Raw genomic sequence first — 25,893 nt, 5'->3', positions numbered from 1 at the left:
CCATGCCCCTTTTGCAGGAACACCGCGGAGCCGGTCGCACCAGCCCGCGGTGTCCGTCGTTCAAGCCCGTTCGATCAGGGCTGGTATTTCCAGGTGCCGTTCTCGATCTTGACCATGACGCGGGCGCGCTGGTCCAGGCCCAGGTGGTCGGCGGCGGTCATGTTGAACACGCCGTGCGCCCCCGACACGTCCTTGGTCTGCTCCAGGGCGTCGCGCAGTGCGGCACGGAACTCGGGCGTGCCCGGCTGGGCCTTCTTCAGCGCGGCCGGCACGGCCGAGCTCATCAGCAGGCCGGCGTCCCAGGCGTGTGCGCCGAAGGTCGAGACCGAGCCCTTGCCGTATGCGGCTTCGTATGCGGCCACATAGGCGAGGGCCGACTTCTTCACCGGGTTGCTGGCGGGCAGCTGGTCGGCCACGAGCACCGGGCCGGCGGGCAGGAAGGTGCCTTCCACGTCCTTGCCGCCCACGCGCAGGAAGTCGGCGTTGGCCACGCCGTGGGTCTGGTACATCTTGCCGCCGTAGCCGCGTTCCTTCAGCGTCTTCTGCGGCAGCGCGGCCGGCGTGCCGGAGCCGGCGACCAGCACCGCGTCGGGCTTGGCGGCCATGATCTTCAGTGCCTGGCCGGTCACCGAGGTGTCGGTGCGGGCATAGCGCTCGTTGGCCACGACCTTGATCTTCTTCAGGTCGGCGGCCTTGGCGAACTCCTGCGACCAGCCTTCGCCATAAGCGTCGGAGAAGCCGATGAAGGCGACGGTCTTCACGCCGTTGGCGGCCATGTGCTCGGCGATGGCCAGCGACATCATGATGTCGTTCTGCGGCGTCTTGAACACCCACTTCTTCTTGGCGTCCATCGGCTCGATGATGCGCGCCGATGCCGCCACCGAGATCATCGGCGTCTGCGCTTCGCTGGCCACGTCGATCATGGCGAGCGAGGCCGGCGTGGTGGTCGAGCCCAGGATCACGTCGACCTTGTTCTCGGCGATGAGCTTGCGCGTGTTGTTGACGGCCGCGGTGGTGTCGGAGGCGTCGTCCAGCACGATGTAGTTGATCTTCTGCCCGCCGATCGTCTTGGGCATCAGCGAGATGGTGTTCTTCTCGGGGATGCCCAGCGAGGCTGCCGGGCCCGTGGCCGAGATGGTCACGCCGACGTTGACGTCGGCCCAGGCCGCGAGGGCCGAGGCGCAAAGGGCGGCGGTCAGCAGGGGCTTGAAGAATTTCATGGTTGGCTTGTCTCCGGTTGAAATAAAAAGTTGAGGCCTGAAGTATCTCAGCGCTCGTCGAACGACAGCGTGACGCGTTCGGTAAGGGGGTGCGCCTGGCAGGTCAATACGAAACCCGCGGCCACTTCATTCTTGTCGAGCGCGAAGTTTCTTTCCATGCGGACTTCCCCGTCCACGCACTTCGCACGGCAGGTTCCGCACACGCCCGAGGTGCACGAGAACGGCACTTCGAGACCAGCGGCCGATGCCGCGTCGAGGATGCTGGGCTGCCCTTCGGTGAAGGTGATCTCGCGCTGCAGGCCGTCGCGCACGATGGTGATGCGCGACTGCTTGGCGTCGCCGGGCTGGGCCTCGTGCACCACCGCGCCCACCTGCGTGGCCGAGGGCAGCGCGACGCCGAAGCGCTCGATGTGGATGCGGTCTTCCGGCACGCCCGCCGCCAGCAGCGCGGCCTCGGCCTCGTCGTTCATCTGGAAGGGGCCGCACACGTACACGTGGTCGATGTCCGCCGCGGGCACCACGCTTGCGAGGAACTCGCCGATCTTCTCGCGGTTCATCACGCCGAAGCCCAGCGGCGAATCGGTGTGCTCGTCGGAGAACACATGCTGCAGCACGAGGCGCGTCATGTAGCGGTTCTTCAGGTCCTCGATCTCTTCCTTGAACATCGTGGACTGCAGCTGGCGGTTGCCGTAGATCAGCGTGAAGCGGCTGTGCGGCTCGCGCGCCAGCACCGTCTTCATGATCGACAGGATGGGCGTGATGCCGCTGCCGCCCGCGATGCCGACGTGGTGGCGCGCCGATGCCGGCTCGATGGGCACGAAGAAGCGGCCCTGCGGCGCCATCACCTGCAGGGTGTCGCCGGGCTGGAGGCTGGCGTTGATCCAGTTGGAGAACACGCCGCCGCGCACCTTGCGCACGCCGACGCGCAGCTCGCCGTCGTCGAGGCCGGCGCAGATCGAATAGGAGCGGCGCAGGTCCTGGCCGTCGATGTCGTGGCGCAGCGTGAGGTACTGGCCCTGCGTGAAGCCGAAGACCTGCTGCAGGTCGGCCGGCACCTCGAAGGAGACGATGACGGCCTCGTGCGTGTCGGGCTCGATGGCCTTCACGCGCAGGGGATGGAAGAGGGTGCTCATCGTGTGGGACGCTTTTCTGTTGTTAGATCGGCTTGAAGTGTTCGAACGGCTCCCTGCAGGCCATGCAGCGGTACAGGGCCTTGCAGGCGGTGGAGCCGAATGCGGAAAGCCGCTCGGTGCGCTCGCTCGCGCAGCGCGGGCAGGCGATGCGCTCGCCGGCGATGCGGCCGAATAGCTTGATCGGCATGGCGGTGTTGGCGGCCTGCTCTGCATTCAGGTGCGCGGGCGGCGCGATGCCGTAGGCCTTGAGCTTGGCTCGGCCTTCGTCGCTGATCCAGTCGCTGGTCCACGCGGGCGCGCGGCGCAGCGTGGCACGTGCGCGGCCCAGGCCGGCCTGCTCTACGGCGGCCAGCACATCGTGCTCGATGGCCTCGGTCGCGGGGCAGCCCGAGTAGGTCGGTGTGAGCACGATCTCCAGTCCGTCGTCATGCTCGATCACGTCGCGCACGATGCCGAGGTCGCAGACCGACACGGCCGGCACCTCGGGGTCGGGCACGGTGTGCAGCACGGCCCACGCCGCATCGACGCGCGAGGCCAGGGCGGTCATCACCACACGCCTCCGGGGTAGGAGCGCTGCAGGTGCTGCATCTCCGCGAGGATGTAGCCCATGTGCTCGCTGTGCACGCCGTGCTTGCCGGTGCTGCGGAAGGCGGCTTCCTTCGGCATGGCGAGGCCGGCCGCGTCCAGCACTTGCTGCATCTCGGCGAGCCAGGGTTCGCGCAGCTCGCTCCACGCCGGGCCGAGGCCGCTGGCGCTGGCCGCGGCGTCGACCTCGTCGCTGAAGAACAGCTCGGGCATGTAGAGCCACAGCTGCTTCAGCGCCTTCTCGGTGCGGCGGCGCGATTCCTCGGTGCCGTCGCCCAGGCGCACGACCCAGTCGCCCGAGTGCTGCTGGTGGTAGCGCGCTTCCTTCAGCGCCTTGCCGGCGATGGCCGCCACTTCGCTGTCGTTCGACGCCGCGAGGCGCTGCCACAGCAGCTTGAGCAGCGTCGACACCATCGTGTTGCGCACGACGGCGAAGGCGAAGTCGCCGCGCGGCAGCTCGGCGATGGTGAGGTTGAAGTAGTCGCGCTCGTCGCGCAGGTAGGCGAGCTGGTCTTCGTCATGCTCGCGGCCTTCGCCTTCGAGCTTGCCGGCGTGCGTGAGCAGCGCGCGGGCCTGGCCGACGAGGTCGAGCGCGATGTTGGCCATCGCGATGTCTTCCTCCAGCACGGGCGCGTGGCCGCACCATTCGCCCAGGCGCTGCGCGAGCACGAGGCAGGTGTCGCCGATGCGCAGCAGGTATTGCACGGCGGGCGTGCGGTTCAGTTCGATCGATGCTTGCATGACGTTCCGTCCGCTCACATGTGGTCGACGGACTTCGGCAGCGCGTAGAAGGTCGGGTGGCGGTACACCTTGTCTTCGGCCGGGTCGAAGAACATGTCCTTGTCGCCCGGGTCGCTGGCCACGATCTGGTCGGAGCGCACCACCCAGATGCTGCTGCCTTCCTGGCGGCGGGTGTAGACGTCGCGCGCCATCTGGATCGCCATCTTCGGGTCGGCCGCGTGCAGGCTGCCGCAATGCTTGTGGTCGAGGCCGGCCTTGCTGCGCACGAACACCTCCCACAGAGGCCATTCCTGTTTCGTTTCGGTGCTCATGCTGCTTCCTTGATTGGTTGTTGCTTGTTGGCGTGGACCAGCGCGGCTTCGCGCACCCATGCGCCGTCTTCCCAGGCGTCGACGCGGGCCTGCAGTCGTTCACGGTTGCAGGGGCCGTCGCCGCCGATCACGCGCCAGAACTCGCTCCAGTCGATGGCGCCGAAGTCGTGCGCCTGGCGCTCTTCGTTCCACTTCAGGTCGGGGTCGGGCAGGGTCACGCCGAGGATGCGAGCCTGCTCCACGGTGGCGTCGACGAACTTCTGGCGCAGCTCGTCGTTGCTGAAGCGCTTGATGCCCCAGCGCATCGACTGCGCGCTGTTGGGCGACTGGTCGTCCGGCGGGCCGAACATCATGATCGAGGGCCACCACCAGCGGTTGACCGCGTCCTGCACCATCGCCTTCTGCGCGTCGGTGCCGTGGGTCATCATGGTCAGCAGCGCTTCGTAGCCTTGGCGCTGGTGGAAGCTCTCCTCGCGGCAGATGCGGATCATGGCGCGCGCATAGGGTGCGTACGAGCAGCGGCAGATCGGCACCTGGTTCATGATGGCCGCGCCGTCCACCAGCCAGCCGATGGTGCCCATGTCGGCCCAGGTCAGCGTGGGGTAGTTGAAGATCGAGCTGTACTTGGCCTTGCCGCTGTGCAGCGCCTCGAACATCTGGTCGCGCGAAGTGCCCAGCGTTTCGGCGGCGGCGTACAGGTAGAGGCCGTGGCCGCCTTCGTCCTGCACCTTGGCCAGCAGGATGGCCTTGCGCTTGAGCGTGGGAGCGCGGCTGATCCAGTTGCCCTCGGGCAGCATGCCGACGATTTCCGAGTGCGCGTGCTGGCTGATCTGGCGCACCAGCGTCTTGCGGTAGTGCTCGGGCATCCAGTCCTTCGCCTCGATGAAGTCGCCGGCGTCGATGTGGGCGTCGAAGCGCTCCTCGAGCTGCATCTCCTCGGCGGAGCGGACGACTTTCTGCTTGCCGTCGCCCGCGTCCTTGCCCATGGTGTCCATTGCCTGGGTGTACATGTGCGTGTCCTTTCGGTGGATGTTGGAAGTGGCCTGGTCAGCGCGGGCGCGTGTCGATCACGCGGCGTGCCTTGCCGGTCTGGGTGCGTTCCATCTCGTCGGGCCCGTGGACCACCACGCGCGTCGAGATGCCGATGAGCGTCTTCACGCGGTGCTGCAGCCAGTCGCCGATGGCGGCGCGGTCGGCCGATGCGACGTCGGCGGGCTTGAGCTCGCAGTGGATCTCGACCTGGTCGAGCTTGTCGGCGCGGCTCACGTGCACCTGGTAGAGGCCCGAGAGCGCCTGGTGCGCGAGCACGATCTCCTCCACCTGCGTGGGGAAGACGTTGACGCCGCGGATGATCATCATGTCGTCGCTGCGCCCGACGATCTTGCCCATGCGGCGGAACGAGCGCGAGGTGGGCGGCAAGAGGCGCGTGAGGTCGCGCGTGCGGTAGCGCACGATCGGCATGGCCTCCTTGCTCAGCGAGGTGAAGACGAGCTCGCCTTCTTCGCCGTCGGCCTTCAGCTCGCCGGTCTCGGGGTCGATGATCTCGGGGTAGAAGTGGTCTTCCCAGATGACGGGACCGTCCTTGCTCTCGACGCATTCGCTGGCAACGCCCGGGCCCATCACTTCGCTGAGGCCGTAGATGTCGACCGCGTCAATGCCGGCCCTGGCCTCGATGTCGCGGCGCATGGCTTCGGTCCACGGCTCGGCGCCGAAGATGCCGACCTTCAGCGAACTGTCTTTCGCGTCGAGGCCCTGGCGCTCGAACTGCTCGATGATCACCTGCATGTAGCTGGGCGTGACCATGATGATGTTCGGCTTGAAGTCCTGGATGAGCTGCACCTGCTTCTCGGTCTGGCCGCCCGACATCGGGATGACGGTGCAGCCCGCGCGCTCGGCGCCGTAGTGCGCGCCCAGGCCGCCGGTGAAGAGGCCGTAGCCGTACGACACGTGCACCATGTCGCCGGGACGGCCGCCCGCCGCGCGGATGGAGCGGGCGACGAGGTCGGCCCAGGTGTCGATGTCCTGCAGCGTGTAGCCCACCACGGTCGGCTTGCCGGTGGTGCCCGACGACGCATGGATGCGCGCCACCTTCTCGCGCGGCACGGCGAACATGCCGAAGGGGTAGTTGTCGCGCAGGTCGCTCTTCACCGTGAACGGGAACTTCGCGAGGTCGGCCAGCGACTTCAGGTCGTCGGGGTGCACGCCCTTGGCGTCGAAGGCCTTGCGGTAGTGGGGCACGTTCTCGTAGGCGCGCTGCAGCGTGGTGCGCAGGCGGGCGAGCTGCAGCGCCGCGATCTCGTCGCGGCTGGCGGTTTCGATGGGCTCGAGTTCGCCGGGGGCGGGGCGTTTGACTGTCATGGTGTGTTGTCTCCTCAGGCTGCGGCGTTCGGAACGGCCGGGCGGCCCTTGGCCGTGTAGGAGCGGCCGCGGAAGATCGCGATGCGCTCGCCGCGCTGGTTGGTGATTTCGGTGTCGTACACGCCGGTGCGACCGGCCTTCGACACCTCGTGGCAGCGCGCGGTGAGCACGTCGCCCTCGCGCGCCGGCGCGATGAAGTCGATGGCGAAGCCCGAGGCCACGGTCAGCTCGTCGTAGGAGTTGCAGGCGAAGGCGAAGGTCGAGTCGGCCAGCGTGGCCATGAAGCCGCCGTGGCAGATGGCGTGGCCGTTGAGCATGTCGGTGCGCACGCGCATCTCGATGGTGGCCTGGCCGGGGCCGACCTCCACGATGCGCATGCCCAGGCCCTTGCTGGCGTTGTCGTTGGCGAACATGCCGTCGCGGACGTACTCGGCCGTCTGCTGGGGCGTGCGGGAAGAAGAAACGGTGTCGGCCATGGCTCAGCGGTCCTTGAAGACGGGGGCGCGCTTGGCGCGGAATGCCTCGACGCCTTCGCGGTAGTCGGCTGCGTTGCCCATGTCGCGCTGGATGCGGGCTTCCTCCGCGAGCGCCTCGCCCAGGTCCATGCCTTGTGCGGCGGCCATGGCCTCGCGGGTGGCGATGAGGGCGCGCGTGGGCATGCCGGCGAGCTTCGATGCGAGGGCGGCTGTGGTTTCGGTGAGCGCTGCGTCGTCCACGCATTGCCAGATCAAGCCGATGCGCGCGGCTTCCTCGGCGGGCAGCTTGTCGCCGAGCATCGCGATGCCCAGTGCGCGCGCCGAACCCACGAGGCGCGGCAGCAGCCAGGTGCCGCCGGTGTCGGGTACGAGGCCGATCTTGGTGAAGGCCTGGATGAAGCTAGCCGAGCGCGCGGCCACCACGAGGTCGCAGCACAGCGCGAGGTTCGCGCCGGCGCCAGCGGCCACGCCGTTGACGGCGGCGATCACCGGCACCGGCATCGAACGCAGGCGCGCGACCAGCGGGGCGTAATAAGTGGAGATGACGTGGCCCAGGTCCTTGGGCGCGGCGCCGGGTGTCGGGTCGGGAGCGACCGACGGGTCGGCCAGGTCTTGCCCGGCGCAGAAGGCGCGGCCGGCACCGGTGAGCACCACGCATCGCACGCTTGCATCGTTCGCCGCTGCTTCCAGCTCCGCCATCAGCGCTTCGTGCAATTGCGTCGTGAAGCTGTTGAGGGCAGCCGGCCTGTTGAGGCTCAGCGTGCGGACGGCGCCGGCGTTGCTGGTGAGTACCAAAGGCTCAGTCATCGAGTGTCTCTTTCATCCTTTGTGGGTACGGGCCGGCGTGCAAACACTATTGACCGACCGTTCGGTTGATTTTAGGATCGACCCCGATGACGACACAAGCCGGGTTGATTCAGGGCAAACCCTGATACCCACGAAAAGACAGGCAAAGAAGGAGACAGAGCGAATGCCCAGCTATTCCATCGACGGCGTGATCCCGGTCGTTGATCCCAGCGCCTACGTGCACCCCAGCGCGGTGCTGATCGGCGACGTGATCGTCGGCCCCAACTGCTACGTGGGCCCCTGCGCCAGCCTGCGCGGCGACTTCGGCCGCATCGTGCTGGAGGAGGGCTCGAACGTGCAAGACCACTGCTGCATCCACGGCTTTCCCGACAACGACACGGTGGTGGAGGTCAACGGCCACGTCGGCCACGGCGCGATCCTGCACAGCTGCATCGTGCGGCGCGACGCGCTGGTGGGCATGAACGCGGTGGTGATGGACGAGGCCGAGATCGGCGAGAAGGCCATCGTCGCGGCCTGCGCCTTCGTGCCGGCCGGCATGAAGGTGCCGGCGCGCTCGCTGGCGGCGGGCATTCCGGCGAAGGTGAAGCGCGAGCTGAGCGAGGACGAGATCGCCTGGAAGCTCGAAGGCACGCAGACCTACCAGGCGCTCACGGTGCGCAGCCTCGCGAGCCTGCGCGAGGTGGAGCCGCTTTCCAGCGTGGAGGAGAACCGCCCGAGCCTGCCGGCCACCGAGGTGCGTTCGCTCATCGCGACGAAGCGCGGCTGAGCCCGTTCGCGGTTCGTGCAAGATCGCCCGTTGCCTTCAACCGAACAACGACAGAGGAACAGGAACAGATAGATGCCGCGTGGAAGATCCGCCACCTACGAGGACCAGCGTGAGCTCATCCTCGCGCAGGCCGCCCAGCTGTTCGCGCGCAGCGGCTATCCCGCCACCTCGATGAACCAGGTGGCCGAGGCCTGCGGCCTCTCGAAGGCCACGCTGTACCACTACTACAAGGACAAGAGCAGCCTGCTCATCAGCATCGCCGAGACGCACGTGTCGAAGCTCGCGGCGCTGGTGGCCGAGGAAGAGGCCTCGCCGCACACCGACGAGCAGCGCCTGCGCCGCTTCATCTACCGCATCGTCGAGGAATACGCCGGTGCGCAGGACGCGCACCGCGTGCTGACCGACGACGTGCGCTTTCTCGAAGAGGCGGACCGCGAGCGCGTGCTCGACAAGGAGCGCGAGGTGGTTGCGGGCTTCGCGCGCGCGGTGTCGGCGCTTCGGCCCGGCGCGCCGAGCGACGACCTCGCCAAGCCGCTGACCATGCTGCTCTTCGGCATGATCAACTGGATGTTCACCTGGATGAAGCCCGACGGCCGGCTCGACCACGCGGCTATCGCGCCGATCGTGGCCGACCTGTTCCTGGGCGGTATCGGGGCGGTCAAGACGCCCGAAGCGCTGAGCGGCGCTAAAGAATCCGGTTGAACCAGAGCAGCGACAACCCCGCCGACAGCAGCATCAGCACGGCGGCGCCCAACGCGAACAGCGCCGAGATTTCGGTTTCCTTCTTCTCCACCGTGAGCCTGGAGCTCAATGTCTCGTAGACCTTCTTCAGGTCGTTGGCGGTGCCTGCGTAGAAGTACTCGGCGTTGGTCTTGTTGGCGATGGCCTTGAGCGTTTCCTCGTCGAGGCGCACGCGCATCGACCAGCCTTCGAAGCCGATGGTCTCGCCGTCGACCGTGCCCACGCCCACCGTGTAGATGCGCACGCCGCGCTCGGCCGCTGCCTTGGCGGCATCGAGCGGGTCGACGCCGGTGGTGCGCTGGCCGTCGGTCAGCATGATGATCGCGGCCGAGGTGAACGAGCCCGGCGCCACGGGCGTGAACTCCTTGAGCTTCTTCTCGTTCTGGTCGATGGCTGCGCCGCGCTGGCGGCTGGGCGAGCTGAACTGCTCGACGTCGATGCCCGCATCAGGGAACAGCGTGGCCAGCGACACCACGATGGCATTGCCCGTGGCGGTGGCGCGCTGCAGCTGGAAGCTGTCGATGGCGGTCACCAGGTCTTCATGATTGGTGGTGGGCAGCTGCGCCACCTGCGCGCTGCCCGCGAAGGCGACGATGCCCACCTTCACGCTGCGCGGCAGGTCCTTGATGAAACTCTTGGCCGCCTCCTGCGCCGCCACCAGCCGGTTGGGCTGCACGTCGGCCGCGCGCATGCTGCCCGACACGTCCATCGCCAGAATGATCGTCTGCTGGTTCGACGGCAGCACCACCACCGCCATCGGCCGTGCGGCCGCCACCAGCAGCGCAGCCATGGCCAGCAGGAAGAACAGCGGCGGAAGGTGCCGCCGCACGCTCTGCCCGGCGCCCATGGCCTCGCGCACGATCGACAGGCTGGCATAGCGCATCGCCAGCTTCTTCTTGCGGCGCAGCAGCCAGAGATAGAGCAGGATCAGCAGCGGCATCGCCGCCAGCAGCCAGAGAAATTGGGGCCAGAGAAAAGTCATGCTGCCACCGCCTTCAGGCCGGTCTGGCCGATGCGCGCGCGGCGCTTGCGCAGATCGGCGAAACGGACGATGGCTTCCACCAGGTCGTCATTGGTCGAGAGTTCGAGTGCATCGACGCCGGCCCTGGCCAGCGTCTCGCGCAAGGTGGTTTCGCGCTCCGCGGCCAGCCGGGCGAAGCGCTTGCGGAAGCCGGCGTCGTGGGTGTCGACCCACAACTGCTCGCCGGTCTCGGCGTCGCGCAGCGGCACCAGCCCGAGGTCGGGCAGCTCGAGTTCGAGCGGATCGAACAGGCGCACGGCGACAACCTCGTGGCGCTGCACCAGCTGGCCCAGCGGGCGCTCCCAGCCGGGCTCGCTCAGGAAGTCGGACACCACGAACACGGTGGAGCGGCGCGGCATCAGCGTGGCAGCCGACTTGAGCAGGTCGGCCAGCCGCGTCATGCCCTTCTGCATGGGCGCGGACTCGGCCTTGCCTGCGCGCTTTTCCATCGCGTGCAGCAGATGCAGCACATGGCGCCGCCCGCTGCGCGGCGGAATCACGGCCTCGAGGTCGCTGCCGTAGACCAGCGCGCCGACCCGGTTGCCGTGCCGCGTGAGCAGCCGCGCCAGCACGCCGACGAAACCCGCCGAGATCTCGCGCTTGGCCTTCAGGCCCGAGCCGAAATCGACCGAGCGGCTCAGGTCGAGCACGAACCACGCGGCCATCTCGCGGTCTTCGGTGAACACGCGCACGTGCGGCGTCTGCAGCCGCGCGGTGACGTTCCAGTCGATGTGGCGCACGTCGTCGTGGTGCTGGTATTCGCGCAGGTCGGCCAGGTCGAGCCCCGCACCGCGCATCAGCGTGCGGTAGTCGCCCTGCAGCAGGCCGTCGAGGCGGCGGATCACGGTCCACTCGAGCCGGCGCAGCGCGCGTTCAGCCCCGCCGGCTTCGATGGAGAGCCGGTCGTCGTTCGCGGCCGCGGGGGCCTTACGCCACCAGCTTTTCATGCGATTTCAGGGAACACCGCGGAACCGGCTTTGCCGGGCCGCAGGTGTTGCCCCCTGCAAGGGGGTTGGCGAAGCGACACGAAGTGCGCGAAGACTGGGGGTGTGCTCATTTCAGGCCACCAGCTTTTCATGTTCGAGCGGCTTCGGAGGAGCGGGGACTGCGCGCATGACCTTCTCTACCAGGCTGTCCGGCGTCAGGCCCTCGGAAAGGCCTTCGTAGGAAAGCGTCACGCGATGGCGCAGCACGTCGGGCACCAGCGCCGTCATGTCTTCCGGCAGCGCGTAGCTGCGGCCGCGCAGCAGCGCCAGGGCGCGCGCGCCCTCGGTCAGGCTGATGCTGGCGCGCGGGCTGGCGCCGAAGGTGATGAAGCGGCGCAGGTCCTTCAGTCCGTGCTTCTCGGGCGTGCGCGTGGCCGACACCAGCTTCACCGCGTACTGGATGAGCGACGGGTCGACGTACACGCGCCGTGCCTCGGCCTGCAGCGCCGCCAGTTGCTCGGTGGTGGCGACCGGCGTGGCGTTGACCGCCGGGCCGATCACGCGCTGGACGATGACGAATTCTTCCTCGTCGCTCGGGTAGTCGACCAGCACTTTCATCATGAAGCGGTCGACCTGCGCCTCGGGCAGCGGATAGGTGCCCTCGGTCTCGATGGGGTTCTGCGTGGCCATCACCAGGAAGGGGCGCGGCACCTTGTGCGTCTCGCCGGCAATCGTCACCTGGCGTTCCTGCATCACCTCGAGCAGCGCGCTCTGCACCTTGGCCGGCGCGCGGTTGATTTCGTCGGCCAGCAGCAGGTTGGCGAACACCGGGCCCAGCGAAGTGCTGAACTCGCCCGTCTTCTGGTTGTAGATGCGCGTGCCCACGAGGTCGGCCGGTACCAGGTCGGGCGTGAACTGGATGCGCTTGAACTGGCCGCGCACGGTCTCGGCCAGCGTCTTCACGGTGAGGGTCTTCGCAAGGCCCGGCACGCCCTCGACCAGCAGGTGCCCGCCCGCGAGCATGGCGACCATCACGCGCTCCAGGAAGCGGTCCTGGCCCACGACCACGCGCTTCACCTCGTAGAGGATCTGCTCCATCAGTTCGGCGGTACCGGCTGGCGTGGGGTTGACGGTCTCTGTGCTCATGCGAAGGACTTTCGAAGGAGGGTCGATCAGAACGGTGGCGAGCCCGCGGCGGACGCGGCGTTCTCGATGGGCACCGCGAAGCCGATGCCGATGAAGGTGCGCTGCTGCGTCGGGTTGAGGATGGCGGTGACGATGCCGAGCACCTCGCCGTCCATGTTGATCAGTGGCCCGCCCGAGTTGCCGGGGTTGGCGGCCGCGTCGAACTGGATCAGGTTGCCCAGCTCCTGCTTGCCCTCGGGCGAGCGGAACGATCGCTTCAGGCCCGACACCACGCCGGCCGACACCGACGGCCCGATGCCGAACGGAAAGCCCACGGCAGCCACCTGGTCGCCGGGGCGCAGGTCGGCGGTGGAACGCATGGTGGCCGGGATCAGGTCGTCGGGGATCTTCTGCGCCTGCAGCACGGCGAGGTCGTTCTCGGGCTGCACGCCGGTGATGGTGGCAGGGGCCTCCAGGCCGTCGAAGAAGGTGACCTTGATCTTGTCGGCGCCGGCGACCACGTGCAGGTTGGTGAGGATCACGCCCTTGTCGACGATCACCACTCCTGTGCCCACGCCGCGCTCGAATTCGCCCGGGGCGCCGCCGTCATTGGGGGCTTCGGGCGGCTTGCCCTTGGCCATGTTGCGGCCGCGCTTCTGGGTCTTGGCCTCTGGCGTGTTCTTTTCCTCGCCGTAGCTCACCACCCGAACCACCGAGGGCCGGATGATGTCGGCAGCCTTGGCCGCGGGCGAGGGCAGGGTGTTGGTCTGCAGCGTGCGCAGCACGGCCGCGTCGATGTCTTTCTGGGTGAGGGCCCTGGCGCCCGGCCGGGGCATCCAGAGTGCGGTGCCGGCGACCAGCGCGGCCGACAGCACGACGAGCATTGCGAAGCTGCGGCGGCCGGGTTGCCAGCCGGGTTTCTTCGCGGAAACGGCCTGCGGCGGCTGGTCCGCGCCGGCTGTCTCGGGCGATGCCGGAGCATCCGCCCGTTCGGCCGCTTCGTCTGCGGCCGGCGGCAGCGTGCGGGGCGAACGGCTGTAGAAAGCGGGCCTGCGCATCGGAGTACCTCCGGCTTAAAAAGTCGCAAAACGCGTGTAGAGGAGTTCACAGTAGCACGCTTTCCGCGCCTGCGCATCCCATCGGGCATCATCGGACGATGGCTACCTTCATCGATACCCATTGCCATCTGGACGCACCCGAATTCGGTGCGGAGATGCCGGTCCTGCGCGCCCGCGCCGCCGGGCGGGGGGTGGCGATGTGCGTGATTCCGGCAGTGGCCGCCTTCAACTTCGCCACCGTGCGTGAACTGGCCCACGCTCAGGGCGATGCCTATGCCCTGGGAATACATCCGCTGTGCACCGGCGAAGCGAAGGACGAAGACCTCGAAACCCTCGACGCGGAGCTGGCGGCGCGGCGCGACGACCCGAGGCTGGTGGCGGTCGGCGAGATCGGTCTCGACTACTTCGTCGAGGGGCTCGACGGCGAAAAGCAGGAGCGGTTTTTTCACACTCAGTTGCAACTGGCACGCAGGCACGGGTTACCCGTGCTCATCCACGTGCGGCGTTCGGTCGACAAGGTGCTCAAGCATCTGCGACAGACGGCGGGCGGCAAACCGTGGCTGGGCATTGCCCACGCCTTCAACGGCAGCGAGCAGCAGGCCGGCGCCTGCATCGAGCTCGGCCTGAAACTGGGCTTCGGCGGCGCCGTGACCTTCGAGCGCGCCCTGCAGCTGCGCCGGCTCGCTTCCACGCTGCCGATGGAATCGATCGTGATGGAGACCGACGCGCCCGACATCCAGCCTCACTGGCTCTACCGCACGCAGGCCCAGCGCGATGCCGGCGAACCGCAGGGCCGCAACGAGCCGGCCGAGCTTCCGCGCATTGCCGAAGTGGTCGCTGGCCTGCGGGGCATCGCCATCGATGAACTGGCCGCGGCCACCACCCGGAACGCGGTCGCGGCGCTGCCGAAGCTCCAAAGTCTGCTGTCCGCGTCGGATGGCCGGACGCCCCCCGCGTAGGCCGATATCCCGAGTTGCGCCGAAGCGCGCAATCGGGCCTTTTTTGCTGTCATCCTTGAAGTTCGAAGTGGCGTTGGTTGTGCAGTGGCACATCCGTCACTCCAAAACTTCACTCAAAAAAGGAGTCTTTCCATGACCAAATCCTTCGTTCGTACTGTTCCCGTCGTCGTTGCCCTGGCACTGGCTTCGATCGGCTTGTCGGCCGTCGCGCAGACCGCCGCCACCACCACCGAACCCTCCACGACCGAGAAGGTGAAGGAAGCCGGCAAGGATGCCGTGAATGCCACCGAGCGTGGCGCGGAGAAGGCCTGGGACGCCACCAAGAGCACCACCAAGAAGGCCGTGAACGCGACCGAGCGCGGCACCAAGAAGGCCTGGAATGCCACCAAGCACACGACCAAGAAGGCGACCACCGCCACCAAGAAGGCGGCCGCCAAGACCGGCGAAGCCGTCGAGAACGCCGGCCACAAGACGGCCGACGGCATGCGCAGCACCGGCAAGGCCATCGGCGAGAAGATTCCCGGCACGGCCGAGAACGAAGCAGCCAAGAAGTAAGAAGCGATCCCGGACCTGCTCCGGCATTGGCGAAAGAACCCGCTTCGGCGGGTTTTTTCATGGCTGCTCGCCGGCCATGCGTTGGTGTGCTTGTAGTCAGGTGACTGCGCTATGTTGGAGAGTCCCGCTTTCCGGCGGAGGATGGAGAAGGGCATGACTTACTCCAGCGCCTCGCAAGTCGTACGGCAGCTCCTCGAGGGGCCGGTCACCCGGCCGGCGCTGCTGCATTGGCGTCGCCAGCAGTTCCTTTCCGAGGCCGGATTCGGCAGCTACTTCGGAATGTTCCGGACCTTCGCGCAAGCACGGGCCTGGCTGCCCGCCAGCCCGGAGTTCGACCATGCGGCCCTGGCGGCCGAGTACGCGGACGTCCGTACGAAGAAGGTCTTCGCGTACGACTACCCCGTGATGTGGTGGCTCGACCGCGCCTTCAGGGAAGGCGCCACCAGCGTGCTCGACATCGGCGGTTCGGTGGGCGTCCACTTCTACGCCTATCGCCGCTATTTCGAGATGCCTCGCGGCTTGTCCTGGCACGTCGTCGAAGTGCCCGCCATCGCTGCCATCGGGCGGGAAATGGCAGCCCTGGCCGAGCCCGAAGCCGGTGGACTGAGCTTTGCCGCCGACCTGGAGCGGGCGCTGGACGGTGGCGACGAGATCTGGATCGCCGCCGGCTCGCTGCAATATCTTGAGAATGCGCGTCCCGGCGACCTGCTTCGGCGGTGCGGCGTGCGGCCACGCCATGTCCTGCTGAACAAGCTTCCGCTGCATGACGGCGAGGACTACGTCACGGCGCAGAACATCAGCGCCAACTGCTTTGCGCCGGTGCAGGTCTACAACCGCCGGCGCTTCATCGAAGAGATCGAGGCACGGGGCTACAGCTTGCGCGACCAGTGGCAGGTTCTCGAGCGCTCGCTGTACCTGCCCGGATTTCCCGAGCACTGTGTTCCGGCGTTCAGCGGCTTGTACTTCGTGCGGTGATCTTGCGTCTGGCGGCGCCGGGGAGGGGCGGGCGGTGGCACGATACCGCCCATGAAGATTCCCGCAGCATCCGATGCCGCCGCCAGTCCCGTGCTCGCCGGCCTGCCGCCCATCGTTTCGCCGAAGACCGTGCTGCTCGTCCTCGGCAGCTTCCCCGGGGTCAGGTCGCTCGAACTGCAGCAGTACTATGCACACCCTCAAAACCAGTTCTGGAAGATCTTGCAAGCTGTCTGGCCCGAAGTTCCCTTGCCCTCGGGCGTAGACAGCTACGCGCAGCGCTGCCGCTGGCTGCTCGACCGCGGCCTGGGCGTGTGGGACGTGTATGCGTCCTGCGAGCGCGAGGGCAGCCTCGATTCGGCCATCCGCGCGCCGGTGGCGAACGACATCGCCGGCCTGCAGCTGCCGAAGCTCGCGGCCATCGCGCACAACGGAGGCGAGAGCTTCAAGCATGCGCGCCATACGCGCACCCTCGGCGTGCCGGTCTACCAGCTGCCTTCCACCAGCCCCGCCAATGCGTCGTGGAGCTTCGAGCGCAAGCTCGCGGCCTGGCGCGAGGTGCTGGCGGCCCACAAACTAGTCGTCTGACGGCATCGATGGCATCGAGCAAAACTCCAATCTCTCTTCCCGAAGTCAATTTCTCCGACTGGGGCGACATCCGTTATCTCCACCTGGGCACCGAATGGGTCCAGGGCTCGATGAAGCTCGACGCGCCCTTCGAGATCGAACTCGAGTACGTGCAGCGCATGATGGCCTGGCTGCTCTTCGCCGACCCCAAGACCGTGTCCGGTCGCCACGCGATGCAGCTCGGCCTCGGTGCGGCCACGCTCACCAAGTTCAGCCGCAAGATCCTGCGCATGCGCACCACCGCGATCGAGCTCAATCCGCAGGTGGTGTCGGCCTGCCGCGGCTGGTTCAAGCTGCCGCCCGACGACCCGAAGCTGCGCGTGGTGATCGCCGACGCCGCTGCCGAGATCCGCAAGCCCGAGTGGCACGGCACGGTCGATGCGCTGCAGGTCGACCTGTACGACCACGAGGCCGCCGCGCCCGTGCTCGACAGCGAAGACTTCTATGCCGACTGCCGGACGCTGCTCACGGAAGACGGCTGCATGACGGTCAACCTCTTCGGCCGCTCGTCGAGCTATGAGCGCAGCCTGGAAAAGATCTCCTCCGCATTCGGCGCCGACGCGGTCTGGGCCTTCAAGCCGACGCGCGAAGGCAACACGGTGGTGCTCGCACAGCGCACACCCAGCCGCCCGAAGCGCGAGGCGCTTGCCGAGCGCGCGCAAACGATCCAGACTCGCTGGGGCCTGCCCGCGCCGAAATGGCTGCGGGTCTTCAAGCCACAGAACCTGACACTCACCCGAACCACCGGCACATGAGCGCTGTACCCGCTGCTTCCGCCCCCGCCCCCCTGGCCGCCCGACACGAAGGCCCGCTCGACCTGCGGCGCCTGATCGAATGGCTCGCCACCGACGGCGTGATCTCCCCGGTCGAGGCCAAGCGCACCATCGCACGCTGCGCACAGGCCGAAAGCCGCCAGGCACCGCTGGTGCGCCTGGCCAACGTCGCCATGACGCGCGAGAGCGACAACAAGCCGCTCGACCTCGAAATGCTCACCCAATGGCTCGCGGGCCGTGCGGGGCTGTCGTACCTTCGTATTGATCCGCTCAAGGTCGACGTGGGCAAAGTGGCCGACACCATGAGCGCGGCGTATGCCGAGCGCCACAAGGTGCTGCCGGTGCAGGTGCTGCCCAACGAGGTGGTGGTGGCCACGGCCGAGCCCTTCCTCACCGACTGGATCGCCGAGGTCGAGCGGCAGGCGCGGCGCTCGGTTCGGCGCGTGGTCGCCAACCCGGCGGACATCCAGCGCTACACGGCCGAGTTCTTCGCGCTCGCGAAGTCGGTGCGCGCCGCGCAGAAGGCCGGCGGCAGCACCGGCAGCACGAGCTTCGAGCAGCTGGTCGAGCTCGGCAAGAGCAACAAGCAGCTCGACGCCAACGACCAGAGCGTGGTGCAGGTGGTCGACTGGCTGTGGCAGTACGCCTTCGACCAGCGCGCGAGCGACATCCACCTGGAGCCGCGCCGCGAGCAGGGCGTGATCCGCTTCCGCATCGACGGCATCCTGCATCCGGCCTACCAGATGCCCATGGGCGTGATGAACGCGATGGTCGCGCGCATCAAGCTGCTGGGCCGCATGGACGTGGTCGAGAAGCGCCGCCCGCTCGATGGCCGCATCAAGACCCGCAACATGCGCGGCGACGAAGTCGAAATGCGCCTGTCGACCCTGCCGACAGCCTTCGGCGAGAAGATGGTGATGCGCATCTTCGACCCCGACACTGCGGTGAAGGACCTCGACGCGCTGGGTTTCGCGCAGCACGACGCGCAGCGCTGGGAGCAGCTCGTCACGCGGCCCAACGGCATCATCCTGGTGACCGGGCCCACGGGTTCGGGCAAGACCACCACGCTGTACTCCACGCTCAAGCGCGTGGCGACCGAAGAAGTGAACGTGAGCACGGTGGAGGACCCGATCGAAATGATCGAGACCTCCTTCAACCAGACCCAGGTGCAGCCGCAGCTCGACTTCGGCTTCACCGAGGGCCTGCGCGCGCTGATGCGGCAGGACCCGGACATCATCATGGTCGGCGAAATCCGCGACCTCGCCACCGCCGAGATGGCGGTGCAGGCCGCGCTCACCGGCCACCTCGTGTTCAGCACGCTGCACACCAACGATGCGCCGAGCGCCATCACGCGGCTGATGGAGCTGGGCGTGCCTTCATACCTCATCAACGCGGTGATGCTGGGCGTGCTCGCGCAGCGGCTGGTGCGCACGCTGTGCCCGCATTGCAAGCAGCCCGACGACACCGTCACGCGCGAGAGCCTCGAGGCCATCGTCAAGCCGTGGCAGATCACGGGCTCGGTGCGCGCCTACAAGCCGGTCGGTTGCGTCGATTGCCGCATGACCGGCTACATGGGCCGCATGGGGCTGTACGAACTGCTGGGCATCAGCGAGCAGTTCAAGGGCCAGGTCACGAAGGAGCCTAACCTGGCCGGGCTGCGCCGCCAGGCCGTGATCGACGGCATGCGGCCGCTGAGGCTGGCTGGCGCGCTGCGCGTGGCCGAGGGCGTGACGACCATCGAAGAGGTGCTGAGCGCCACGCCGCCGCTGGAATAATCCGTTTCCCATACCTGTGAGGCCCGCTGTGGCCTTTCGGGTTATCCCTAGGCTGGCGGTTAGTGGAATCCACATCGAGCTGACCAGAAGCTGACCGGACAATCCCGCATCGAAATTTGTTCGAGGAGACTGTTCGTGAAGATCAAGAGTCAGAAAGACTTTTTCTCGGGTCTGATGTTCACGGTGGTGGGTGTGGCGTTCGCATGGGGCGCCACCACCTACTCCGTGGGCACCGGGGCCCGCATGGGACCGGGTTACTTCCCGCTGATGCTCGGCATCCTGATGGCCCTCATCGGCCTCGGGATCATGTTCAGCGGGCTCACCGTTGAAACCACCGACGGCGAGAAGATCGGCAAGTGGGCCTGGAAGCAGGTGGTGTTCATTCTTGGCGCCAACCTCGCGTTCGGCATCCTGCTCGGCGGCCTGCCGAGCCTGGGCGTGCCGGCCATGGGCATGATCATCGCCATCTATGCGCTGGTGATCATCTCCAGCCTCGCTGGCCATGAGTTCAAGCTGCCCAGCGTGCTGGTCCTGGCCACCGTGCTGGCCGTCGGCAGCTATGTCGCATTCATCTGGGCGCTGAAGCTCCAGATCCAGGTCTGGCCGACCTTCATCACCGGTTGAGACGAAAGCCGATCACACCATGGACCTGATACACAACCTTTCCATCGGTTTTGGCGTTGCCTTTACCTTCACCAACCTGCTGTACTGCCTGATCGGCTGCATCCTGGGCACGCTGATCGGCGTGCTGCCGGGCATCGGCCCGGTCGCGACCATCGCGATGCTGCTGCCGGCCACGTACGCGTTGCCGCCGGTGTCGGCGCTGATCATGCTGGCCGGTATCTACTACGGCGCGCAGTACGGCGGCTCCACCACCGCGATTCTGGTCAACCTGCCGGGTGAGTCCTCATCGGTGGTGACCGTGATCGACGGCTACCAGATGGCGCGAAAGGGGAGAGCCGGACCGGCGCTCGCCGCCGCCGGCCTGGGCTCGTTCTTCGCGGGCTGCGTGGGCACGCTGATCCTGGCCGCCTTCGCGCCGCCGCTGACCGAGCTGGCCTTCAAGTTCGGCCCGGCCGAATACTTCTCGCTGATGATCCTGGGCCTGATCGGCGCCGTGGTGCTGGCTTCGGGCTCGTTGCTCAAGGCCATCGCGATGATCGTGCTGGGCCTGCTGCTGGGTCTGGTCGGTACCGACGTGAACTCGGGCGTGGCGCGCTACAGCTTCGACATTCCGGAGCTCACCGACGGCATCGGCTTCGTGGCCATCGCCATGGGCGTGTTCGGCTACGGCGAAATCATTGCCAACCTCTCGCGCCCCGATGACGAGCGCGAAGTGTTCACCGCCAAGGTCTCGGGCCTGTTCCCGACCAAGGACGACTTCAAGCGGATGGTTCCCGCGGTGCTTCGCGGTACGGCGCTGGGTTCCGCACTGGGCATCCTGCCCGGCGGCGGCGCGCTGCTGGCTGCTTTCGCTGCCTACACGATCGAGAAGAAGACCAAGCTGAAGCCGGGCGAAGTGCCCTTCGGCAAGGGCAACATCCGCGGCGTGGCGGCTCCCGAGTCGGCCAACAACGCGGGTGCGCAGACCTCCTTCATCCCGCTGCTGACGCTGGGCATTCCGCCCAACGCTGTGATGGCTCTGATGGTGGGCGCGATGACCATCCACAACATCCAGCCCGGCCCGCAGGTGATGACCAGCAACCCCGAGCTGTTCTGGGGCCTGATCGCCTCGATGTGGCTTGGCAACGCGATGCTGATCATCCTGAACCTGCCGCTGATCGGCATGTGGATCAAGCTGCTGTCGGTGCCCTACAAGTACCTGTTCCCGGCAATCGTGCTGTTCTGCGCGATCGGCGTGTACTCGACCAACAACAACACCTTCGACATCTGGATGGTGGGCATCTTCGGTCTGGTGGGCTACACCTTCTTCAAGCTGGGTTGCGAGCCTGCGCCGCTGCTGCTGGGCTTCATCCTGGGCCCGATGATGGAAGAGAACCTGCGCCGTTCGCTGCTGCTGTCGCGCGGCGACTGGAGCGTGTTCGTCACGCGTCCGATCTCGGCGAGCCTGCTGGCTGCCGCGGCACTGCTGCTGATCATCGTGCTGCTGCCGGCCGTGAAGTCGAAGCGCGAAGAGGCCTTTGTCGAGGACTGACCACCGGTCCCGGTTCTGCCTCCCTCCTTGAAAACGGCGCCTTCGGGCGCCGTTTTTCTTTTTTAGCTCTTGCCGGCCCGTGGCGGCTTCATGTGCTGCCGCGCCATCGCCAGGAACGCCATCGCCGCCGGGCTCAGCGGATGCTTGGCCAGCCGGATGGCGACCACCGGATATTCCAGCACCGGCCGCGTCACGCCCACGGCGCGCAGGTTGCCCGGCATCAGCACTTCCACGTAGCGCGGCGCCAGCGCCACGCCGGCTCCGGCCTGGATGAGGCCGAAGGCCGTCGACAGCATCGACACATGGTGCACCACGCGCGGGTACACGTTGGCCACGCTCGCGAGCTGGCGGCTCACGGCGCGCCACACGTTGGCATCGGGGTTGACGTGGATGAAGGGCAGTCCTTCCAGGTGCTTGGCCTCGACGGTGTCGTGCTGCGCCAGCGGATGGTCGTCGCGCACGAAGAGCGCCATGCGCTCCGTGAAGAGCGGCTCGGTCGCCAGCTCCGAATGCTTCTGGCCGATGTCGGAGCCGAAGCCCAGGTCCGCCTCCTGCGAGAGCACGCGCGAGATCATCTGCTCGGCCGTGCTGTCGAGCAGCGTGGCCGCGAGCGTGGGGTGCTTCTGCGCGAAGCGCCCGAGCAGCAGCGGCAGCAGGGCGCCGGCGGTCAGGTGGCCCACCGCCAGCACGATGCGGCCTTCGCGCAACTGCGACTGCGAGCGGCACGCGCCGACCGAGTCGTCGATCATGCGCAGCGCGCGAACGGCCGTGTCGACCATCATCTCGCCCGCATTGGTCATGCGGATGCGGCGGCCGCGCACCACCAGCGGCTGCGCCAGTTCTTCTTCGAGCCGCCTGATCAGGTGGCTGATGGCGGGCTGCGTGAGCTGCAATGCCTCTGCCGCCAGCGTGAAGCTGCCTGTTTCGGCCACCGCCGCCAGCGCCCGCAACTGCTGCAGCGAGATCTCTTCAGCGGCGCCTCTTGTCATAAGCGTTACTCATAGTTGAATAAGCGAAATTATCTGGCTTGATGTGTCGCCGGTGCATAGCATGCTTTTTTCGTCCACAGGCACAGAATTCCGCTCATGAAACGCCACCAGTTCCTCCAGGTGCTCGCCATTGCCGCATTCGGCATGGCCGCCTCGTCCGCCAGCCTGGCGCAGGGCTACCCGAACAAGCCGATCCGGCTGATCGTGCCCTTCCCGGCGGCGGGTGCCACCGATCTCTTCGCGCGCACGCTGGGGCAGAAGATGGGCGACAAGCTGGGTACCACGCTGGTGGTCGACAACAAGCCCGGCGCCGGCGGCGCCATCGGCTCCGACCAGGCCGCCAAGGCTGCGCCCGACGGCTACACGATCCTGCTGGCCACCACCAGCACGCATTCCATCGGCCCGGCCATCAACAAGCTGCCCTACGACACGGTGCGCGACTTCACGCCCATCGCGCACGTGGGCGACGCGGCCAGCATCATGCTGGTGCCGGTCAATTCGCCCGCGAAGACGGTGCGCGAGTGGATCGACTACGCGAAGAAGAACCCCGGCAAGCTCAATTACGCATCGAGCGGCAACGGCACCATCGTTCAGCTCACGGCGGAGCTCTTCAAGGCGCAGGCCGGCGTGTTCGTCACGCACATTCCCTACAAGGGCACGGCGCTGGCCATTCCCGACCTGATCAGCGGCAAGGTCGACGTGCTGTTCGACTCGCTGCCCACCGGCATGCCGCACGTGCGCGACGGCCGCCTGCGCGCGCTGGGCGTCACATCGCTCAAGCGCAGCCCGCTGGCGCCCGAGTTGCCGGCCATCGCCGACACGCTGCCGGGCTACGAGTCGAACACCTGGTTCGGCTTCTACGGCCCGAAGGGCCTGCCGGCGGACATCGTCGCGAAGATCAACAAGGCGGCCAACGACGCGCTGGCCGATCCCGAGGTGAAGGAGAAGCTCGCGCGGCTGGGCATCGAAACCGCGACGCCGGGCACGCCGGACCAGTTCGCGAAGATGGTGGCCGTCGACGCCGCCAAGTGGAAAAAGATCGTCGTAGACCGCAAGATCACTAACGAGTAATAGGCTCGCCCCCAGTCTTCGCGCACTCCGTGTCGCTTCGCCAACCCCCTACCGGGGGCAACACCAGAGGCCCGGCAAAGCCGGTTCCGCGGTGTTTCCCGAATTGTTCACGCCATCCTTGAAAGCACGGTATGAAGTTTGACTACGCCAACCCCTATCTCTCCACGCGCATTCCCATCTTCGCGCGCAACGTGGTCTCGACCTCGCACCCGCTGGCCTCGCAGGCCGGGCTGCGCATCCTGCAGCAGGGCGGCAACGCGGTCGACGCTGCCGTTGCCACCGCGGCCGTGATGACGCTGGTCGAGCCGGTGAGCAACGGCCTGGGCAGCGACGCCTTCTGCATCCTGTGGGACGGCAAGGAGCTGCACGGCCTCAACGCCTCGGGCCCGGCACCCAAGGCGTGGACGCCCGAGTACTTCAAGGCCAAGTACGGTGCCGACGCCGCCAATCCGCCGATGCGCGGCATCGACTCGGTCACGGTGCCGGGCGCGGTGCGCGGCTGGGTGGCGCTGAGCGAGCGCTTCGGCAAGCTGCCGTTCGCCGACCTGCTGGCACCGGCCATCGACATCGCCGAGCGCGGCTACCTCGTGCCTCCCGTGGTGCAGGGCAAGTGGGCGGCGGCCACGCCGGTGCTGGGCTCGCAGCCGGGCTTTGCCCAGACCTTCCTGCCGTGGGGCCGCGCGCCCGAGGTGGGCGAGATGTTCCGCTTCACGGCCGCCGCGCGCGCGCTCAAGACCATCGCCCGCACCAAGGGCGAGGCCTACTACAACGGCGAGATCGCCGAGGCGCTGGCGAAGTTCTCCGCCGAACAGGGCGGTGCGCTCACGGTGGCAGACCTCGCGGCCTACCAGCCCGAATGGGTCAAGCCGATCTCGCGCGACTATCGCGGCCACACGCTGCACGAGATTCCGCCGAACGGCCAGGGCATCGCCGCGCTGATCGCGCTGGGCATCCTCGAGAAGTTCGACATCGCCTCGCTGCCGGTCGATTCGGTGCAGTCGCAGCACCTGCAGATCGAGGCCATGAAGCTGGCGTTCGCCGACGTGTACCGCTACGTGTCGGAGCGCAAGACGATGGAAGTCACCACCGAGCAAATGCTCGACGACGCCTACCTCGCCTCGCGCGCCCGCCTCATCGACGTGAAGAAGGCACAGGACTTCAAGGCCGGCAACCCCGTGAAGGGCGGCACCATCTACCTCACGGCGGCCGACGAGAGCGGCATGATGGTCAGCTTCATCCAGAGCAACTACATGGGCTTCGGCTCCGGCTGCGTGGAGCCCGAATTCGGCATCAGCCTGCAGAACCGCGGCCACGGCTTCAGCCTGAAGGCCGAGAGCCCGAACGTGGTGGCGCCGGGCAAGCGCCCGTTCCACACGATCATTCCGGCCTTCCTCACCAAGGACGGCCAGCCGGTCATGAGCTTCGGCGTGATGGGCGGCAACATGCAGCCCCAGGGCCACATGCAGACACTGGTGCGCATGCTCGACTACAGGCAGAACCCGCAGGCCGCCTGCGACGCGCCGCGCTGGCGCTTCAATGCGGGGCTCGAGATCAACGTCGAGGCCGCGATGAACCCGGCCACGGTGCAGGGCCTGCGCGACCTGGGCCACCACCTGGAAGTGATCAACGACTCGTATCAGGACTTCGGCGCCGGCCAGTTCATCTGGCGCGCGGGCGAGCCCTCGGTGGAAGGCTACGTGGCCGCCAGCGATCCGCGCCGCGACGGCGTGGCGGCGGGGTACTGAGCAAAAGCAAGGGTTTGAAGTTGCCGCGATGATCGGGGGATGAACAAGACAGCCGCGACGGCCGGCATCCCCCCTCGACCCTCCCATGATGCCGCCAGGAAGGGCATCGTCACCGGCTTGATCCTTGCCACGCTGGGCGCCATCGCGTTCAGCGGCAAGGCCATCATCGTCAAGCTCGCGTACCGCTACGGCGTCGACGCGGTGACGCTCATCATGCTGCGCATGCTGTTCGCGCTGCCGCTCTTCGCGCTGATGGCTTGGTGGGCCGGGCGCGGCAAGCCGGCGCTCACCGGGCGCGACTGGATCGGCGTGATCGGCCTGGGCTTCTCGGGCTACTACCTCGCGAGCTTTCTCGACTTCGCGGGGCTGGCCTACATCTCGGCCAGCTTCGAGCGGCTCATTCTTTACCTCAACCCCACGCTGGTGCTGTTCTTCGGCTGGCTGCTGTATCGGCGCCATCCGACGCGCCCGCAGGTGCTGGGCATGGTGGTGAGCTATGCCGGTGTGCTGCTGGTGTTCGGCCACGAGTTGTGGACCGGGGGCGGCGGCAAGGGCGGCGGCGCGGCGGCGTGGGGCGCCTTCCTGGTGTTCCTGAGCGCGGTGAGCTATGCGGGCTATCTCGTCTACAGCGGCGAGTTCGTCAAGCGGCTCGGTTCGCTGCGGCTCGTGGGGTTGGCCACCACCGTGGCCTGCGTGCTGTGCATCCTGCAGTTCGTGCTGACGCGGCCGATGAGCGTGGCGATGGAAGTGGCGCCGCAGGTGATCTGGCTGTCGGTGCTCAACGCCACGCTGTGCACTGCGGTGCCGGTCTTGATGGTGATGATGGCCATCGAGCGCATCGGGCCCGCGACGGCCGCGCAAACCGGCATGATCGGGCCGCTGTCGACCATCCTCATGGGGGTGGTCATACTCGGCGAGCCGTTCACGCCGTGGATCGCGGCGGGCACCGTGCTCGTGATCGCGGGCATTTTCGTTTTCACTCGCAAGGGGCGCTGAGCCCCTTG

Annotated in this window: 27 protein-coding genes; 13 read left to right on the top strand and 14 right to left on the bottom strand. The window is 67.3% G+C overall.

All coding sequences use genetic code 11. From position 1 onward, the window contains the following. Positions 1 to 74 precede the first annotated feature (74 nt). From EJO71_RS06375 to EJO71_RS06335, 9 genes are read right to left on the bottom strand one after another with little or no spacing between them, the layout of a single operon-like run. Entirely contained in the window at positions 75 to 1,220 is a 1,146-nt protein-coding gene (locus tag EJO71_RS06375) for an ABC transporter substrate-binding protein (RefSeq protein WP_125947609.1), read from the bottom strand. A 47-nt stretch (positions 1,221 to 1,267) separates the two neighbouring features. Beyond that, entirely contained in the window at positions 1,268 to 2,353 is a 1,086-nt protein-coding gene (gene paaE / locus EJO71_RS06370; RefSeq protein WP_125947610.1) for a 1,2-phenylacetyl-CoA epoxidase subunit PaaE, read from the bottom strand. Positions 2,354 to 2,375: 22 nt separating this feature from the next. Then, complete coding sequence (gene paaD, locus EJO71_RS06365) at positions 2,376 to 2,900, bottom strand: 1,2-phenylacetyl-CoA epoxidase subunit PaaD (RefSeq protein ID WP_125947611.1); 525 nt, start codon at positions 2,898 to 2,900, stop codon at positions 2,376 to 2,378. Next, on the bottom strand, positions 2,900 to 3,679 hold the full coding sequence (gene paaC / locus EJO71_RS06360; protein WP_125947612.1) for a 1,2-phenylacetyl-CoA epoxidase subunit PaaC: 780 nt from the start codon (positions 3,677 to 3,679) through the stop codon (positions 2,900 to 2,902). The genes paaD and paaC overlap by 1 nt, the downstream gene beginning before the upstream one ends. A gap of 14 nt (positions 3,680 to 3,693) precedes the next feature. Continuing rightward, positions 3,694 to 3,990 (bottom strand): 1,2-phenylacetyl-CoA epoxidase subunit PaaB, encoded by a 297-nt coding sequence (paaB, locus tag EJO71_RS06355; protein ID WP_125947613.1) that lies wholly within the window; start codon positions 3,988 to 3,990, stop codon positions 3,694 to 3,696. After that, a complete protein-coding gene (gene paaA / locus EJO71_RS06350; protein ID WP_125947614.1) occupies positions 3,987 to 5,000 on the bottom strand; it encodes a 1,2-phenylacetyl-CoA epoxidase subunit PaaA in 1,014 nt (337 codons plus the stop codon). The genes paaB and paaA overlap by 4 nt, the downstream gene beginning before the upstream one ends. Before the next feature lie 37 nt (positions 5,001 to 5,037). Beyond that, positions 5,038 to 6,348: a phenylacetate--CoA ligase PaaK gene (paaK, locus tag EJO71_RS06345; RefSeq protein WP_125947615.1), complete on the bottom strand. Its 1,311-nt coding sequence runs from the start codon at positions 6,346 to 6,348 to the stop codon at positions 5,038 to 5,040. A gap of 14 nt (positions 6,349 to 6,362) precedes the next feature. Next, positions 6,363 to 6,824: a hydroxyphenylacetyl-CoA thioesterase PaaI gene (gene paaI / locus EJO71_RS06340; RefSeq protein ID WP_093306036.1), complete on the bottom strand. Its 462-nt coding sequence runs from the start codon at positions 6,822 to 6,824 to the stop codon at positions 6,363 to 6,365. Between the two features lie 3 nt (positions 6,825 to 6,827). Beyond that, positions 6,828 to 7,631 (bottom strand): enoyl-CoA hydratase-related protein, encoded by an 804-nt coding sequence (locus EJO71_RS06335; protein ID WP_125947616.1) that lies wholly within the window; start codon positions 7,629 to 7,631, stop codon positions 6,828 to 6,830. 163 nt (positions 7,632 to 7,794) lie between these two features. Between EJO71_RS06335 and EJO71_RS06330 the strand changes: the two genes are divergently transcribed. Both EJO71_RS06330 and EJO71_RS06325 read left to right on the top strand, forming a co-directional pair. Further along, a complete protein-coding gene (locus tag EJO71_RS06330) occupies positions 7,795 to 8,397 on the top strand; it encodes a phenylacetic acid degradation protein PaaY (RefSeq protein WP_125947617.1) in 603 nt (200 codons plus the stop codon). 72 nt (positions 8,398 to 8,469) lie between these two features. Further along, positions 8,470 to 9,099, top strand: a complete 630-nt coding sequence (locus EJO71_RS06325; protein WP_125947618.1) for a TetR/AcrR family transcriptional regulator — start codon at positions 8,470 to 8,472, stop codon at positions 9,097 to 9,099. On the opposite strand, the gene EJO71_RS06320 is transcribed toward EJO71_RS06325, so the two are convergent. The 4 genes from EJO71_RS06320 to EJO71_RS06300 all read right to left on the bottom strand — a co-directional run bounded on the left by EJO71_RS06320 (position 9,083) and on the right by EJO71_RS06300 (position 13,268). Then, positions 9,083 to 10,120 carry a VWA domain-containing protein gene (locus EJO71_RS06320; RefSeq protein WP_125947619.1) on the bottom strand — a complete coding sequence of 346 codons (1,038 nt, stop codon included), beginning with the start codon at positions 10,118 to 10,120 and terminating at the stop codon, positions 9,083 to 9,085. The genes EJO71_RS06325 and EJO71_RS06320 overlap by 17 nt on opposite strands. After that, on the bottom strand, positions 10,117 to 11,106 hold the full coding sequence (locus EJO71_RS06315) for a DUF58 domain-containing protein (protein WP_125947620.1): 990 nt from the start codon (positions 11,104 to 11,106) through the stop codon (positions 10,117 to 10,119). The genes EJO71_RS06320 and EJO71_RS06315 overlap by 4 nt, the downstream gene beginning before the upstream one ends. A gap of 111 nt (positions 11,107 to 11,217) precedes the next feature. Beyond that, positions 11,218 to 12,231 carry a MoxR family ATPase gene (locus EJO71_RS06305; protein WP_125947621.1) on the bottom strand — a complete coding sequence of 338 codons (1,014 nt, stop codon included), beginning with the start codon at positions 12,229 to 12,231 and terminating at the stop codon, positions 11,218 to 11,220. Between the two features lie 26 nt (positions 12,232 to 12,257). Then, entirely contained in the window at positions 12,258 to 13,268 is a 1,011-nt protein-coding gene (locus EJO71_RS06300) for a trypsin-like peptidase domain-containing protein (RefSeq protein ID WP_125947622.1), read from the bottom strand. Between the two features lie 98 nt (positions 13,269 to 13,366). Here EJO71_RS06300 and EJO71_RS06295 point away from each other — a divergent pair, with 98 nt between their 5' ends. The 8 genes from EJO71_RS06295 (at position 13,367) to EJO71_RS06260 (ending at position 21,084) form a co-directional block, all read left to right on the top strand. Then, a complete protein-coding gene (locus tag EJO71_RS06295) occupies positions 13,367 to 14,227 on the top strand; it encodes a TatD family hydrolase (RefSeq protein WP_125947623.1) in 861 nt (286 codons plus the stop codon). Positions 14,228 to 14,359: 132 nt separating this feature from the next. Further along, positions 14,360 to 14,782, top strand: coding sequence for a hypothetical protein (locus EJO71_RS06290; protein ID WP_125947624.1), 423 nt, complete (start codon positions 14,360 to 14,362; stop codon positions 14,780 to 14,782). Positions 14,783 to 14,935: 153 nt separating this feature from the next. Further along, complete coding sequence (locus EJO71_RS06285) at positions 14,936 to 15,757, top strand: methyltransferase, TIGR04325 family (protein ID WP_164546763.1); 822 nt, start codon at positions 14,936 to 14,938, stop codon at positions 15,755 to 15,757. Positions 15,758 to 15,808: 51 nt separating this feature from the next. After that, positions 15,809 to 16,342, top strand: coding sequence for a DNA-deoxyinosine glycosylase (locus EJO71_RS06280; protein ID WP_125947626.1), 534 nt, complete (start codon positions 15,809 to 15,811; stop codon positions 16,340 to 16,342). Positions 16,343 to 16,350: 8 nt separating this feature from the next. Continuing rightward, the gene (locus EJO71_RS06275) at positions 16,351 to 17,136 is read left to right on the top strand and encodes a spermidine synthase (protein ID WP_125947627.1); all 786 of its coding nucleotides are present in this window, start codon (positions 16,351 to 16,353) and stop codon (positions 17,134 to 17,136) included. Continuing rightward, positions 17,133 to 18,929 carry a GspE/PulE family protein gene (locus EJO71_RS06270; protein ID WP_125947628.1) on the top strand — a complete coding sequence of 599 codons (1,797 nt, stop codon included), beginning with the start codon at positions 17,133 to 17,135 and terminating at the stop codon, positions 18,927 to 18,929. Before EJO71_RS06275 ends, EJO71_RS06270 begins: the two co-directional genes overlap by 4 nt. A 135-nt stretch (positions 18,930 to 19,064) precedes the next feature. Beyond that, a complete protein-coding gene (locus EJO71_RS06265) occupies positions 19,065 to 19,553 on the top strand; it encodes a tripartite tricarboxylate transporter TctB family protein (RefSeq protein ID WP_125947629.1) in 489 nt (162 codons plus the stop codon). Between the two features lie 19 nt (positions 19,554 to 19,572). Further along, a complete protein-coding gene (locus tag EJO71_RS06260) occupies positions 19,573 to 21,084 on the top strand; it encodes a tripartite tricarboxylate transporter permease (RefSeq protein ID WP_125947630.1) in 1,512 nt (503 codons plus the stop codon). A gap of 62 nt (positions 21,085 to 21,146) precedes the next feature. On the opposite strand, the gene EJO71_RS06255 is transcribed toward EJO71_RS06260, so the two are convergent. After that, positions 21,147 to 22,073, bottom strand: a complete 927-nt coding sequence (locus tag EJO71_RS06255) for a LysR substrate-binding domain-containing protein (RefSeq protein WP_125947631.1) — start codon at positions 22,071 to 22,073, stop codon at positions 21,147 to 21,149. 96 nt (positions 22,074 to 22,169) lie between these two features. Between EJO71_RS06255 and EJO71_RS06250 the strand changes: the two genes are divergently transcribed. The 3 genes from EJO71_RS06250 to EJO71_RS06240 all read left to right on the top strand — a co-directional run bounded on the left by EJO71_RS06250 (position 22,170) and on the right by EJO71_RS06240 (position 25,885). Beyond that, positions 22,170 to 23,144 (top strand): tripartite tricarboxylate transporter substrate binding protein, encoded by a 975-nt coding sequence (locus tag EJO71_RS06250; RefSeq protein ID WP_125947632.1) that lies wholly within the window; start codon positions 22,170 to 22,172, stop codon positions 23,142 to 23,144. Between the two features lie 131 nt (positions 23,145 to 23,275). Then, positions 23,276 to 24,889: a gamma-glutamyltransferase family protein gene (locus EJO71_RS06245; RefSeq protein WP_125947633.1), complete on the top strand. Its 1,614-nt coding sequence runs from the start codon at positions 23,276 to 23,278 to the stop codon at positions 24,887 to 24,889. A 39-nt stretch (positions 24,890 to 24,928) separates the two neighbouring features. Then, on the top strand, positions 24,929 to 25,885 hold the full coding sequence (locus EJO71_RS06240; RefSeq protein ID WP_125947634.1) for a DMT family transporter: 957 nt from the start codon (positions 24,929 to 24,931) through the stop codon (positions 25,883 to 25,885). The last annotated feature ends 8 nt before the right edge of the window (positions 25,886 to 25,893 follow it).

The organism is Variovorax sp. 679 (genome assembly GCF_003952185.1).
In the GTDB taxonomy this organism is placed as follows: Bacteria; Pseudomonadota; Gammaproteobacteria; order Burkholderiales; family Burkholderiaceae_C; genus Variovorax.
This window is presented reverse-complemented; position numbering and strand designations above follow the sequence as displayed.

Excerpts from the sequence above, each read along its gene's own strand:
- paaA (WP_125947614.1), bottom strand. The coding sequence starts at position 5,000 with ATGTACACCCAGGCAATGGACACCATGGGCAAGGACGCGGGCGACGGC.
- EJO71_RS06275 (WP_125947627.1), top strand. The coding sequence starts at position 16,351 with ATGGCATCGAGCAAAACTCCAATCTCTCTTCCCGAAGTCAATTTCTCC.
- paaB (WP_125947613.1), bottom strand. The coding sequence starts at position 3,990 with ATGAGCACCGAAACGAAACAGGAATGGCCTCTGTGGGAGGTGTTCGTG.
- EJO71_RS06290 (WP_125947624.1), top strand. The coding sequence starts at position 14,360 with ATGACCAAATCCTTCGTTCGTACTGTTCCCGTCGTCGTTGCCCTGGCA.
- EJO71_RS06335 (WP_125947616.1), bottom strand. The coding sequence starts at position 7,631 with ATGACTGAGCCTTTGGTACTCACCAGCAACGCCGGCGCCGTCCGCACG.
- EJO71_RS06330 (WP_125947617.1), top strand. The coding sequence starts at position 7,795 with ATGCCCAGCTATTCCATCGACGGCGTGATCCCGGTCGTTGATCCCAGC.
- paaD (WP_125947611.1), bottom strand. The coding sequence starts at position 2,900 with ATGACCGCCCTGGCCTCGCGCGTCGATGCGGCGTGGGCCGTGCTGCAC.
- EJO71_RS06260 (WP_125947630.1), top strand. The coding sequence starts at position 19,573 with ATGGACCTGATACACAACCTTTCCATCGGTTTTGGCGTTGCCTTTACC.
- EJO71_RS06285 (WP_164546763.1), top strand. The coding sequence starts at position 14,936 with ATGACTTACTCCAGCGCCTCGCAAGTCGTACGGCAGCTCCTCGAGGGG.
- EJO71_RS06300 (WP_125947622.1), bottom strand. The coding sequence starts at position 13,268 with ATGCGCAGGCCCGCTTTCTACAGCCGTTCGCCCCGCACGCTGCCGCCG.
- EJO71_RS06305 (WP_125947621.1), bottom strand. The coding sequence starts at position 12,231 with ATGAGCACAGAGACCGTCAACCCCACGCCAGCCGGTACCGCCGAACTG.
- EJO71_RS06240 (WP_125947634.1), top strand. The coding sequence starts at position 24,929 with ATGAACAAGACAGCCGCGACGGCCGGCATCCCCCCTCGACCCTCCCAT.
- EJO71_RS06325 (WP_125947618.1), top strand. The coding sequence starts at position 8,470 with ATGCCGCGTGGAAGATCCGCCACCTACGAGGACCAGCGTGAGCTCATC.
- EJO71_RS06255 (WP_125947631.1), bottom strand. The coding sequence starts at position 22,073 with ATGACAAGAGGCGCCGCTGAAGAGATCTCGCTGCAGCAGTTGCGGGCG.
- paaI (WP_093306036.1), bottom strand. The coding sequence starts at position 6,824 with ATGGCCGACACCGTTTCTTCTTCCCGCACGCCCCAGCAGACGGCCGAG.
- paaK (WP_125947615.1), bottom strand. The coding sequence starts at position 6,348 with ATGACAGTCAAACGCCCCGCCCCCGGCGAACTCGAGCCCATCGAAACC.
- paaC (WP_125947612.1), bottom strand. The coding sequence starts at position 3,679 with ATGCAAGCATCGATCGAACTGAACCGCACGCCCGCCGTGCAATACCTG.
- EJO71_RS06320 (WP_125947619.1), bottom strand. The coding sequence starts at position 10,120 with ATGACTTTTCTCTGGCCCCAATTTCTCTGGCTGCTGGCGGCGATGCCG.
- EJO71_RS06315 (WP_125947620.1), bottom strand. The coding sequence starts at position 11,106 with ATGAAAAGCTGGTGGCGTAAGGCCCCCGCGGCCGCGAACGACGACCGG.
- paaE (WP_125947610.1), bottom strand. The coding sequence starts at position 2,353 with ATGAGCACCCTCTTCCATCCCCTGCGCGTGAAGGCCATCGAGCCCGAC.
- EJO71_RS06375 (WP_125947609.1), bottom strand. The coding sequence starts at position 1,220 with ATGAAATTCTTCAAGCCCCTGCTGACCGCCGCCCTTTGCGCCTCGGCC.
- EJO71_RS06270 (WP_125947628.1), top strand. The coding sequence starts at position 17,133 with ATGAGCGCTGTACCCGCTGCTTCCGCCCCCGCCCCCCTGGCCGCCCGA.
- EJO71_RS06250 (WP_125947632.1), top strand. The coding sequence starts at position 22,170 with ATGAAACGCCACCAGTTCCTCCAGGTGCTCGCCATTGCCGCATTCGGC.
- EJO71_RS06245 (WP_125947633.1), top strand. The coding sequence starts at position 23,276 with ATGAAGTTTGACTACGCCAACCCCTATCTCTCCACGCGCATTCCCATC.
- EJO71_RS06295 (WP_125947623.1), top strand. The coding sequence starts at position 13,367 with ATGGCTACCTTCATCGATACCCATTGCCATCTGGACGCACCCGAATTC.
- EJO71_RS06280 (WP_125947626.1), top strand. The coding sequence starts at position 15,809 with ATGAAGATTCCCGCAGCATCCGATGCCGCCGCCAGTCCCGTGCTCGCC.